The following is a 12130-nucleotide window of genomic DNA, read 5'->3' as shown; positions in this document are numbered from 1 at the left end:
CGCGGATGACGCGCGCCTTGGCGTTGCGCGTGATCGTGCCCGAGCGGACGATGACACCGGCGATGTTGCCGAACTTCGAGGAGCGGAACACCTCGCGGATCTCGGCGACACCCGACTGCACCTCTTCGAACTCCGGCTTGAGCAGGCCCTTGAGCGACTGCTCCACGTCGTCGATCGCGTTGTAGATGACCGAGTAGAACCGGACGTCCACACCCTCGCGGGCGGCGCGCTCGCGGGCCTTGGTGTCGGGGCGGACGTTGAAGCCGATCACGATCGCGTTGTCGATCGTGGCCAGGTTGATGTCCGACTCGGTGATCGCACCCACACCGCGGTGGATGATGCGCAGCTGGACGCTGTCGTCGACCTCGATCTTGAGCAGCGATTCCTCGAGCGCCTCGACGGCACCCGACACGTCACCCTTGATGATGAGGTTGAGCGACTCGACCTTGCCCTCTTCGAGAGCGCGGGTGAAGTCCTCGAGCGAGATGCGCTTGCGGGCCTTGGCCAGCTGGGCGTTGCGCTCGGCGGCTTCGCGCTTCTCGGCGATCTGGCGCGCGGTGCGGTCTTCCTCGGTGACGATGAAGACGTCGCCGGCACGCGGGACCGAGTTGAGGCCCTGCACCTGGACGGGACGCGAGGGGTAGGCCTCGTCGACCGCATCGCCGTTCTCGTCGATCATCGCTCGGACGCGGCCGTACGCCGTTCCCGCGACGATCGCGTCGCCGACGCGCAGCGTTCCGGACTGGATGAGCACGGTGGCCACCGAACCGCGGCCCTTGTCGAGCTTCGCTTCGATCGCGACACCGCGGGCCGCCTTGTTCGGGTTGGCCGTCAGGTCGAGACCGGCGTCGGCCGTCAGCAGCACGGCGTCCAGGAGCTCCTGGATGTTCGTGCCCTGGCGGGCAGAGACGTCGACGAACATGACGTCGCCGCCGTACTCCTCAGCGACCAAACCGTACTCGGTGAGCTGCTGGCGCACCTTCGCGGGGTTGGCGTCCGGCTTGTCGACCTTGTTGACCGCGACCACGATCGGCACGTTCGCCGCCTGGGCGTGGTTCAGCGCCTCGACCGTCTGGGGCATGATGCCGTCGTCGGCCGCGACCACGAGGATCGCGATGTCGGTCACCTGCGCACCGCGGGCACGCATGGCGGTGAACGCCTCGTGACCCGGGGTGTCGATGAAGGTGATCGCGCGCTCGATGCCCTCGTGCTCGGTCCAGACCTGGTACGCACCGATGTGCTGCGTGATGCCGCCGGCCTCGCCCGCGACCACGTTGGTCTGGCGGATGGCGTCGAGCAGTCGCGTCTTACCGTGGTCGACGTGGCCCATGACGGTGACCACGGGAGGACGGATCTCGAGGTCGTCCTCGCTCTCGGCCTCCAGCTCGGCGTCGAGGTCGAGACCGAAGCCCTCGAGGAGCTCTTTGTCCTCGTCCTCGGGCGAGACCATCTGGATCTTGTAGCCGAGTTCGGCGCCGAGCACCTCGAACGTCGCCTCGTCGAGCGACTCGGTGGCGGTGGCCATCTCACCCAGGTTGAACAGGATGGTCACGAGCGTGCCGGGCTGCACGGTGTAGCCGCGCAGGGCCTCGAGCTTGTCCGCGAAGTCGGCGATCGAGGCACCACGACGCAGGCGGATGATCTCGCCGTTGCCCTTCGAGACGTTGACGCCGCCGACGACCGGCGCCGACCGCATCTCGAATTCCTGCCGCTTCGCCCGACGCGACTTGCGCTGCTTGGACTTGCCGCCGCCCTTACCGAAGGCACCCGCGGTACCACCGCCGGGACCGCGACCACGGCCGCCACCACCGCCGGGACGGCCGGCGAAGCCGCCGCCACCCGCACCGGGGGCGCCACCGGGACGCTGGAAGCCGCCACCGGCACCGCCGGGACGACCGGGACCGCCGGGACGCTGCTGGAAGGGAGCACCGGGACGACCGCCGCCACCGGGACGACCGGCACCGCCGGGGCGCGGAGCGCCGGGACGCGGAGCACCCGGGCGCGGGGCCTGGGGACGCGGGATGTTGCCGGGGGTCGGGCGCTGGCCCATGCCCTGCGCCGAGGCGAAGGGGTTGTTCCCCGGGCGGGGGCCGGCGGGACGCTGACCCATGCCCTGCGCCGAGGCGAAGGGGTTGTTGCCGGGACGCGGGGAGCCGCCGGGACGCGGGGGCTGCGAGCCTGCGCCGGCGGGACCGGGCTTGGGGCCACCGGGCTTCGGGGCCTGCGAGGCGGGCGCCGCGGGTGCGGGGCTCTGCTCTGCGGGCGCGGCGGGGGCTGCAGGCGCCGCGGGAGCCGGCGCCGGTGCCGCGGCGGCGGGCGCCTCGGAGGCGGGGGCGCTCTTCGGCGCGGCCGGGCGAGCCGGTCCGGGCGTCGGGCCCGACGGGCGCGCACCGGGGGTCGCCGCGGGGCGGGCCGGGCCGGGACGCGCGCCGGGGCGGGACGCCGCGGCGGGCTTGGCATCCGAGGATCCCGAAGACCCCTCGGCCGCGAGGGCGGCGCGGAGCTTACGGGCCACCGGGGGCTCGATGGTGGACGAAGGGCTCTTGACGAACTCGCCGAGCTCCTTCAGCTTCGCAAGCGCGACCTTGCTGTCGACGCCGAGTTCGGAAGCGATCTCGTGCACGCGTGGTTTTGCCACAATTCTCCTGTCTGAGGGCCTACCCCGGACAGGGCAGACCGTTAGTTGCGGACGGGTCTCATTTCGAGCCGTTCACTTCGTGTCCATAGCCGTTCAGCCGTTTCGCTGGAGGGTTGATTCGAAGGTCTGCGTGTCAAGCGGGCCTGACACACGCAATGCTCGTACGAAGGCGCGGCGTGCGAGAGCTTTCCCGACGCACGCGTCCGTCTCGTGCACCCACGCACCCCGTCCCGGCAGGACCGCCCGCTCGTCTCTGACGAGGACCGACCCGTCCGCGACCACACGCAGAAGCGATGATCGGGGGGCACGTGCGCGGCATCCGACGCACGTTCGTACAGGTTCCATCGTACACCTCGCCGTCGTCCGGACGACGGACGCTCAGTTGTCTTCGAGGATGCTGTCGGGCTGGATGTCGATCTTCGCGCCCGTGAGCTTGGCGGCGAGACGGGCGTTCTGGCCCTCCTTGCCGATCGCGAGAGACAGCTGGTAGTCGGGCACCAGCGCGCGGACGGCCTTGGTCGTGGCATCCAGGACGAAGCTGGACGTGACCTTCGCCGGCGACAGGGCGTTGGCGACGAACTTCGGCAGCTCGGCGTCGTAGTCGATGATGTCGATCTTCTCGCCGGCCAGCTCTTCGGTCACCGCGCGCACCCGGCGGCCGAGCTCGCCGATGCAGGCGCCCTTGGCGTTGACCGTCGGGTCGTTGGCCTTCACCGCGATCTTCGTGCGGTGGCCGGCCTCGCGGGCGAGGGACACGATCTCGACGAGACCGCCGGCGATCTCGGGGACCTCGAGGGCGAAGAGCTTGCGGACGAGGCCGGGGTGCGTGCGCGACACCGTGATCTGCGGCCCCTTGGTGCCCTTGGACACGCTGGTCACGTACACGCGCAGCCGCGAACCGTGGGCGTAGGTCTCGCCCGGCACCTGCTCCTCGGGGGGCAGGATCGCCTCGACGGTGCCGAGGTCGACGTGCACCATGCGCGGGTTCGGACCCTGCTGCACGACGCCGGCGACGATGTCGCCCTCCTTGCCCTTGAACTCCCCCAGCACCGCGTCGTCGGCGATGTCGCGCAGACGCTGGCTGATGACCTGCTTCGCGGCGAAGGCGGCGATACGACCGAAGTCGTCGGGAGCCTGCTCCTCCTCGCCGATCACGGCGCCCTCCTCGTCGAGGACGGGCGTGTAGATGCCGACGTGGCCGCTCTTGCGGTCGAGTTCGGCGCGGGCCCCGGCAGGGATCTCGCCCTCGGACGAGATGTGCTTGGCGTAGGCGGTGAGGATCGCCTGCTCGATGATCCGCGCGAGTTCGTCGAAGGGGATCTCCTTCTCGCGTTCGATCGTCTTCAGAAGTGCGAGATCGATGTCCACAAGACCCTCCGTATTCAGCTCTCGTCGGCACGAACGGCGCCGACAACCCTCCTACGATACCCGGATGCCGGCTCCCCCGCGACCGTGCCCGGCGATGCGCTCGAGCGGGTTCGCCGCCAGCTTGTCGATCACTCCCCCGTCGACCAGACGCCGCGCCGCCGTGTCGGGCTTGCGCCGCGCCTGATCGACGACGCACGCCCCGAACTCGGCCGCCAGCGCGCCGCGGGGGTGCGCGGTCACGACCTCGCGCACGAACTCGGGCGGCAGCGCGTCGGGCCGCGCCCCCGAGATGTCGAGGCCCGTCGCGGTTTCGAGCAGGTAGCCCTCGGCATCCCTGTCCGGATCCACGCTCGGCCAGTTGTGCCGCACGATGACCTCGACGACGCGGTCGCGCCGCTCGCGCCCCCACCCGGCGCCGGCCGTGAGCGCGACGCCGACGTGCCCGCCCGCGTGCTCGTACGAGATCGCGTGGTTGTCGAACTCCGGCACGGTGCCGATGTCGTGCAGCACCGCGGAGACGTAGAGCAGCTCGTGGTCGATGCCCCGGATGCCGTCGACCAGGGCGAACGCCTCGGCCCACAGCCACGAGCGGACGGCGTGCGCGGTGATCGCGGACGACTGGTACTGCTCCGCGAGGGCGCGGGCGCCGCGGGCGGCGAGGGTGTCGGGCACGGGGATGTCGGCGATGCGCACGGAGCCTCCTGGGGTGGGGGTTCCCACTCTGCCGCTCGAGCCCGCCGCGCACCCGCGCGGGACGGCCGACTTCCGCCGCCTTCCCGCCAACTCCGCAGAACGACGGATGCCACGACCCGGGGGCCGTGGCATCCGTCCGCTCTCAGCTGACCGGCGTGGCGTGCCAGATGCGGTCGAGGTAGTCGCGCATCGCCCGGTCGGAGGAGAAGAAGCCGCTGCGCGCGACGTTGAGGATCGCCGAACGCACCCACGCGTCCTGATCGGCGTAGGCGAGGTCGACCCGCTCCTGCGCGTCGATGTAGGACCCGAAGTCGGCGAGCGCCATGAAGCGGTCGTCGTAGAGGAGGTTGGAGATGAGCGGCTCGAACACCGTCCGGTCACCGTCCGAGAACGTCCCGGCGGCGATCAGGTCGATGGCCCGGCGCAGCCGCTCGTCCGCGTGGTAGAAGTCCGCGGGGCGGTAGCCCTCGGCCCACAGCGCCTCGACCTCGGGCTCGCTCATGCCGAAGAGGAAGAAGTTCTCGTCGCCGACGAGCTGACGGATCTCGACGTTCGCGCCGTCGTCGGTGCCGATCGTCAGGGCTCCGTTGAGCGCGAGCTTCATGTTGCCGGTACCCGACGCCTCCTTGCCCGCCAGCGAGATCTGCTCGGACAGGTCGGCCGCGGGGATGATGCTCTCGGCGAGCGTGACGTTGTAGTTCGCGGGGTACAGCACCTTCAGGCGCCCCTGCACGCGCGGATCGGCGTTGACGACCTCGCCCACGGCGTTGATGAGGTGGATGATCTGCTTCGCCATCGCGTACCCCGGCGCAGCCTTGGCGCCGAAGAGGAACGTGCGCGGCTGGACGTCTTCCACGCGCACCCGACCGGACACGATGCCGTCGTAGGCGTGGACGATGTGCAGCACCTTGAGCGTCTGGCGCTTGTACTCGTGAAGGCGCTTGATCATCACGTCGAGCAGGTGCCCGTCGTCGAGCGTCGTGCCGTCGCGGGCGGCCAGGACACTGCTGAGTCGACGCTTGTTGGCCGCCTTGACCGCGGCGAAGCGCTCGCGGAACTCGGGGTCGTCGGCGAACGCCTCGAGGCCGCGCAGCCTCTCGAGGTCGACGGTCCACCCGGCGCCGAGGGTCTCGGTGATGAGCGTCGAGAGCTCGGGGTTCGCCAGGCGCAGGAAGCGGCGCGGCGTCACCCCGTTGGTCACGTTGGTGAACTTCTCCGGCCACATCTTCGCGAAGTCCTTCAGCACGTTGTCGCGGAGGAGCTGGGAATGGAGCTCGGCGACGCCGTTGACCTTCGACCCCGCGACCGTGGCGAGGTAGGCCATCCGCACCGAGCGGTACGGGTGCTCGCCGATGATCGACATGTCGCGGATCAGCATCTCGTCGTCGCCGAAGCGCTCGCGCACCTCGAGCAGGAACTCGTCGTTGATGCGGTAGATGATCTCCAGGTGCCGCGGCAGCAGGCGCCCCAGCAGGTCGACCGACCAGACCTCGAGTGCCTCGGGGAGCAGCGTGTGGCACGTGTACGCGAAGCACTTCTGCGTGATCGCCCACGCGGCATCCCATTCCAGGTGCTTCTCGTCGATGAGCACGCGCATCAGCTCGGGCACGCCGATCACGGGGTGCGTGTCGTTGAGCTGGAAGATGACGCGCTCGGGGAGCTTCTCGAGGTCGAAGCCCTCCGGCAGGACGTTCTCGACGAAGTCGGCGATGGAGGCCGCGACGAAGAAGTACTGCTGCTGGAGGCGGAGTTCCTTGCCCTGCGGCGTGGAGTCCTCGGGGTAGAGCACCTTGGAGATGTTCTCGGCGAAGGTCTGCGCGCGCACGGACGCGACGTAGTCGCCGGAGTTGAACGTGTGCAGGTCGAACGCGTTCGTCGCCACCGCCCGCCACAGACGCAGGGTGTTGACGCGCCCGTTGTGATAGCCGGGGACCATCATGTTGTACGGCACGGCGAGGACGTTCCACTCGGGCACCCAGCGGGTGCGCTTCACGCCGTCGTCGTCGTACGTCTCGGTGTGTCCGGCGAACGAGATCGTCTGTGCGGCCTCGGGGTGCGGGAAGTCCCACGGCGCGCCGAGTCGGAGCCACGCGTCGGGCTGCTCGACCTGCTGCCCGTCGGCGAACGCCTGGCGGAAGATGCCGTACTCGTAGCGGATGCCGTAGCCGATGGTGGGGATGCTCATCGTCGCCAGCGAGTCGATGAAGCAGGCCGCCAGGCGCCCCAGGCCGCCGTTGCCGAGTCCGGGTTCGATCTCGAGCGCCCGGAGGTCGGCGATGTCGATGCCGCACTGGGCGAGCGCCTCGGTGGCGATGTCGGTGAGACGGGCGGCGAGGAGGTTGTTGTCGAGCTGACGCCCCAGCAGGTATTCGGCCGACAGGTAGCACACGGTCTTGGACTGCTGTCGACTCTGCTGGGCCTGGTCGTCGAGCCACCGGGCCATCAGGTAGTCGCGGACGGTCCCCGCCAACGCCAGGTAGCGGTCGTTGTCGTCGGATGCCGACAGCGCGACGCCCTGGTCGAAGTTGAGGTTCTGCAGGAAACGGCGGACGAAGCCGTCGACCGACGCCGGCGGAGCCGCCACGGGCGCGAGCGCGAGCGGGTGGGTCGGGCGGAGCTCGGACGCGGAGGAAGAGTTCTCGGGCACGGTTCGACCGTAATGAGAACCGACCGCGTGCGCCAAGAGGCACGGGCTTCGACACAGGATCTTCACCTGGTCGCCGCACGGCCGACGCATCCCCGTGGTCAGCGCAGACCGCAGCCGTCGACGACCTGGTTGCGCCGTTCGATCAGGTCTTTCGTCCAGTCGAAGAGCACCGGCAGGAACCGCGACTTGGGCAGGATCGGGCGCAGGTGGTCGTACCCGGCGTAGGTGGCCCACCGCACCGGCTGCCCCTCGGAGCACAGCCGGTCGACGTACTCGCGTTGCAGTCGCGGCGGGATGACCTCGTCGTCGGCACCCCACGCGACGAGCATGGGTGTCCCCAGTGGACGGGTGATCGCGTTCTCGGCGAGGCGGCGGCCGAGGGCTCCGTCGGTGAGGTCGGCGCTGTAGAGCGGCCGGTCCTCCGAGACCCCGAGGGCCGTGAGGACGGACACCACGACGCCGGGTTCACTGGGGCAGCGCTGGGTCATCTCCAGCACGATCGAGCGGGAACCCTCGGCGATGTAGTCGTCGAGGTGCACGTCGGGGTAGGTCCGGGAGTACGGCACGAGCACCCACGAGGTGATGACCGAGAGCATGGCGTTCGGCGGCCCGGACAGCAGTTCCCGTGCGAGAGCGGGCGGGTCGGCGACGGGCGCGACGACCGCGGTGCCGAGCACGTCGATCCCGGGGGCGTAGTCGGGCGCGATCGCCGTGGTCCACAGGGCCGCGTGACCGCCCTGCGAGTGGCCCCACACGACGGTGTCGGGCGACAGGGTCAGGTCGGCGCGCAACTCCCCCGCGGCCAGGACCGCGTCCAGCGATGACCGCGCCTCGCCCTCTCCGATCAGGTAGGGGTAGGCGCCCGGCGCACCCTGGCCGGAGAAGTCGGATGCCACGACCACCCACCCCGCCTTCAGCGCCTGTTCGAGCGCGGGGATCGACCACTTCGTCGCCGACGCGTCGCGCAGGCTCGGCGCACAGCCCTGGGCGACGCCGGTCGTGCCGTGGTTCCACACGATCACGGGGCGCGGGCCCGGTGGCGGATCCTTCGGCACGACGACCAGAGCACTGGACACGGCCGGACGGCCGAGGGCGTCCCGCGTCGTGTAGAGGATGCGGGTGACATCCCCGTTCTCCGGCAGTCGCCCCGAGTAGGCGTCGGAACGGATGAGACGGCCGTGCCCGCTCGGCACCTCGGCGGGCGGGTTGTAGAACGCGTCGACCACGGGGGCGCCGTCGTCGAGCCAATCGTTGAGCCACCAGCCGCCCGCCGCGGTCGCGACGAGCACGAGCGAGAGTGCGTAGCGTCCCGCCGCCGCCCATCCCGCACGCGCGCGACGACGCCGAACCGCACGCTCGGGGTCGAACGGGGTCGCTCGTGGGCGCGGGCGACGGATGCCCACCACCCCCCGGGCGAAGATGCCGACGCCGAAGACGATCGTGCGCACACCGAAGACCACCGCGAGGACGAGGACCGTGACATCGGGCCACGTGAACGACAGCAGACCCAACGCGACCTGGGCCACTCCCCAGGCCAGCGAGAGGACACGCGCGCTCGCCGTGCCGCGGGAGACGGCCCGCCCGATCGAGGCCAGACCACCGATGACCAGCAGGACCGCGAGCACCGGGGGCAGCAGCTCGAGGCTCCGCCCCAGCCACACCAGCACGGCGACGCCGGCGACGATCCACGCGGCGGACACCGCCCGCGCCCACCACCCCGCGGGTCGCCCGACCAGTTCGAGCACGCCCATCACCACGGCGCTCGCCCCGACGTAGAGCCCCAGGAGGACGATCGAGGTGAGCGGACGCGACACGATGAGCGCCCCGAGGACCACCACGACCCCGCCGACCACCAGCAGCACCCGCGGCGGCGCATCGCGCACGAGCGCGGGGAGGGCGTTCCACCGGCGCGGTGACGGGCGTCGGGTCGCGGGCATCAGGCCATGATAGGCAGGGCCGGACGGCCCGGCTCCTTCAGTCGAGGTCGGGGTCGCGCCCGGTACGCTCTCCGGTTTCGAGCGTCGCGATCCGCGCGACGTCGTCGTCGTCGAGGGTGAAGTCGAACACGTCGCCGTTCTCGCGCAGCCGGTCGAGCGACACCGACTTCGGGAACACGACGAGGCCGCGATCGAGGTGCCAGCGGATCACGACCTGCGCGGGCGTCTTCCCGTGGCGCGCCGCGATGTCGGCGAGCACGGGTTCGTCCAGCAGCCCGCCGCGCGCGAGGGGAGCCCAGGATTCCGTGACGATGCCGTGCGCCCTGTTCCAGTCGACGAGTTCACGCTGGGGGAACCGCGGGTGCAGCTCGACCTGGTCGATGACCGGCAGCACGCCCGTCTCGTCGCGCAGCCGCTGGATGTGCTTCGGCGAGAAGTTGCTCACGCCGATCGAGGTCGCGCGTCCCTCCTCCCGCAGCCGCACCAGCGCACGCCACGTGTCGACGTAGCGATCGGCGCTGGGGATCGGCCAGTGGATGAGGTAGAGGTCCACGCGATCCAGGCCGAGGCGCTCCAGGCTCGCGTCGAACGCCCGCAGCGTCTCGTCGAACCCGTGGTCGTCGTTCCAGACCTTGGTCGTGACGAAGACGTCGTCACGTGCGAGGCCGGACGCCCGCACACCTTCGCCGACCTCGCGCTCGTTGCCGTACAGCGCGGCCGTGTCCACGTGCCGGTACCCGGCGGCGAGCGCTCCCGCGACGAGGTCGGCGGTGACCTCGGCCGGCACCTTGTAGGTGCCCACCCCGAGCTGCGGGATCGAGGAGCCGTCGGACAGGGGCACGCGGGGCGCTGCGATCATGGCATCCACGCTATCGCCGCCCGCGGCCGCGGGGTCGCTGCGACTCCGGGCGGCGCCGGGAGACCGCGAGACTGCATCCCCCTGACATCCCCACTGCAGCGTGCAGTGGAGTTGTCGGCGGGATGCAGTCTCGCGCAGAACGCCGGGTGCCCGGGCCGGACCCGGACCGGGCGCCTCAGGCCTGCAGGCGGGCGACGGCCTCGGCCACCGGGAGCGTCTCGCGCTCGCCCGAGCGACGATCCCACAGCTCGACCTCGCCGTCGGCGGCTCCGCGCCCCACGATGAGGATGCGCGGGATGCCGACGAGCTCGGCGTCGCCGAACTTCACACCGGGCGACACCTTGGGGCGGTCGTCGTACAGGACGTCGAGACCCGCCGCCTCGAGCTGCTCCGACACGGATGCCGCGAGCTCGAACGCCGCCGCGTCGCGTCCGGTGGCCACCACGTGCACGTCGAACGGCGCGACGGACTCGGGCCAGATGAGACCCTTCGCGTCGTTGTTGAGCTCGGCGATGATCGCGAGGATGCGGGTGACCCCGATGCCGTAGGAGCCCATGGTGACGGTCGCGAGCTTGCCGTTCTCGTCGAGGACCTTGAGGCCCAGGGCCTCGGCGTACTTGCGGCCGAGCTGGAACACGTGCCCGATCTCCATGCCGCGCGCCAGCTCCACCGGACCCGAGCCGTCGGGCGCCGGGTCGCCGGGTCGCACGGTCGCGGCCTCGACGACACCGTCGCCCGAGAAGTCGCGGCCCGCGACGAGCGAGTGGACGTGCCTCTGGTCGATGTTGGCGCCGGTGATCCACGCGGTCCCGTCGACCACGCGCGGGTCGAGCAGGTACCGGATGCCGGTCGCCGACTCTTCGCCGAGCACGGGGCCCGTGGGCGACCAGGGGCCGATGTAGCCCTTCACCAGCAGCGGGTGCTTCGCGAAGTCCGCCTCTGTGGCCGCCTCGACCTCGGCGGGGGCGAACGCCACTTCCACGCGCTTGTCGTCGATGTCGCGGTCGCCGGGGATGCCGACGACGACGATCTCCCGCGTGCCGTCGAGGTGCGTGAGCGCGAGCACGACGTTCTTGAGCGTGTGGGCGGCGGTCCACTCCGTGGCATCCGCCGTCGCCGGCCCCGCGATGCCGGGCGCCGGAGCGTCCAGGTGCGCGTTGACGTGGTCGACGAGGGTCGCGATCGTGGGGGTGTTCGGGGAGTCGAAGACGACCGGCGCGGGCTGGCCGTCGATCGGCAGCGCCGCGGGGACCTCGGTCGTGAACGCCTCGACGTTCGCGGCGTAGCCGCCCGCCGAACGCACGAACGTGTCCTCGCCGATCGGCGTCGGGTGCAGGAACTCTTCGGACTTCGACCCGCCCATCGCGCCGGCGTCCGCCGCGACGATGACGTACTCGAGCCCGAGGCGCTGGAAGATGCGCTCGTACGCGTCGCGCTGCGCCTGGTACGAGGCATCCAGTCCCGCGTCGGTCGCGTCGAACGAGTACGCGTCCTTCATCGTGAACTCGCGGCCGCGCAGGAGGCCGGCGCGGGGCCGTGCCTCATCGCGGTACTTGTCCTGGATCTGGTAGATCGTCAGCGGAAGGTCTTTGTACGACGAGTACAGGTCCTTCACCAGGAGCGTGAACATCTCCTCGTGCGTGGGAGCGAGGAGGTAGTCGGCGCCCTTGCGGTCCTGCAGGCGGAACAGCGCGTCGCCGTACTCCTCCCAGCGGCCGGTGACCTCGTAGGGCTCGCGGGGCAGCAGCGCCGGGAAGTGCACTTCGAACGCCCCGGCGTTCGCCATCTCCTCGCGCACCACCGTCTCGATCTTCGCCTTGACCCTCAGTCCCAGCGGCAGCCACGCGAAGACACCCGGGGCGTTGCGACGGATGTAGCCGGCGCGCACGAGCAGGCGGTGGCTCGTGACCTCGGCATCCGAGGGATCTTCACGGAGCGTGCGGAGGAAGTAGTTCGAGAGACGGGTGACCACGATCATCGAGTCTAGA

At 70.7% G+C, this 12130-nt stretch carries 8 protein-coding genes; all 8 read right to left on the bottom strand.

From position 1 onward, the window contains the following. Positions 1–2638: translation initiation factor IF-2 (infB, locus tag BGO45_RS10210; RefSeq protein WP_292693716.1), on the bottom strand; the 2638-nt coding region annotated here is incomplete at its 3' end. Between the two features lie 93 nt (positions 2639–2731). Further along, positions 2732–2983, bottom strand: coding sequence for a YlxR family protein (locus BGO45_RS10205; protein ID WP_292693714.1), 252 nt, complete (start codon positions 2981–2983; stop codon positions 2732–2734). 33 nt (positions 2984–3016) lie between these two features. Beyond that, positions 3017–4006, bottom strand: coding sequence for a transcription termination factor NusA (gene nusA / locus BGO45_RS10200; RefSeq protein ID WP_292693711.1), 990 nt, complete (start codon positions 4004–4006; stop codon positions 3017–3019). Between the two features lie 51 nt (positions 4007–4057). After that, positions 4058–4699, bottom strand: a complete 642-nt coding sequence (locus BGO45_RS10195) for an HD domain-containing protein (protein WP_292693708.1) — start codon at positions 4697–4699, stop codon at positions 4058–4060. A 142-nt stretch (positions 4700–4841) separates the two neighbouring features. Continuing rightward, entirely contained in the window at positions 4842–7346 is a 2505-nt protein-coding gene (locus BGO45_RS10190) for a glycogen/starch/alpha-glucan phosphorylase (protein WP_292693706.1), read from the bottom strand. 98 nt (positions 7347–7444) lie between these two features. After that, complete coding sequence (locus BGO45_RS10185) at positions 7445–9283, bottom strand: alpha/beta fold hydrolase (protein ID WP_292693704.1); 1839 nt, start codon at positions 9281–9283, stop codon at positions 7445–7447. A gap of 37 nt (positions 9284–9320) precedes the next feature. Further along, positions 9321–10142 (bottom strand): aldo/keto reductase, encoded by an 822-nt coding sequence (locus BGO45_RS10180; RefSeq protein WP_292693701.1) that lies wholly within the window; start codon positions 10140–10142, stop codon positions 9321–9323. A 175-nt stretch (positions 10143–10317) separates the two neighbouring features. Beyond that, positions 10318–12114 (bottom strand): proline--tRNA ligase, encoded by a 1797-nt coding sequence (locus BGO45_RS10175; RefSeq protein ID WP_292693755.1) that lies wholly within the window; start codon positions 12112–12114, stop codon positions 10318–10320. Positions 12115–12130 lie beyond the last annotated feature (16 nt).

This window comes from Microbacterium sp. 71-36, from assembly GCF_001898305.1.
Classification (GTDB): domain Bacteria; phylum Actinomycetota; class Actinomycetes; order Actinomycetales; family Microbacteriaceae; genus Microbacterium.
The sequence above is the reverse complement of the archived record's forward strand: the minus strand, read 5'-3'. Positions and strand labels throughout refer to the sequence as shown.

What these genes read in the sequence shown, in the direction of transcription:
- BGO45_RS10180 (WP_292693701.1), bottom strand. Translation starts at nt 10,142, where the DNA reads ATGATCGCAGCGCCCCGCGTGCCCCTGTCCGACGGCTCCTCGATCCCG.
- BGO45_RS10185 (WP_292693704.1), bottom strand. Translation starts at nt 9,283, where the DNA reads ATGCCCGCGACCCGACGCCCGTCACCGCGCCGGTGGAACGCCCTCCCC.
- BGO45_RS10205 (WP_292693714.1), bottom strand. Translation starts at nt 2,983, where the DNA reads ATGGAACCTGTACGAACGTGCGTCGGATGCCGCGCACGTGCCCCCCGA.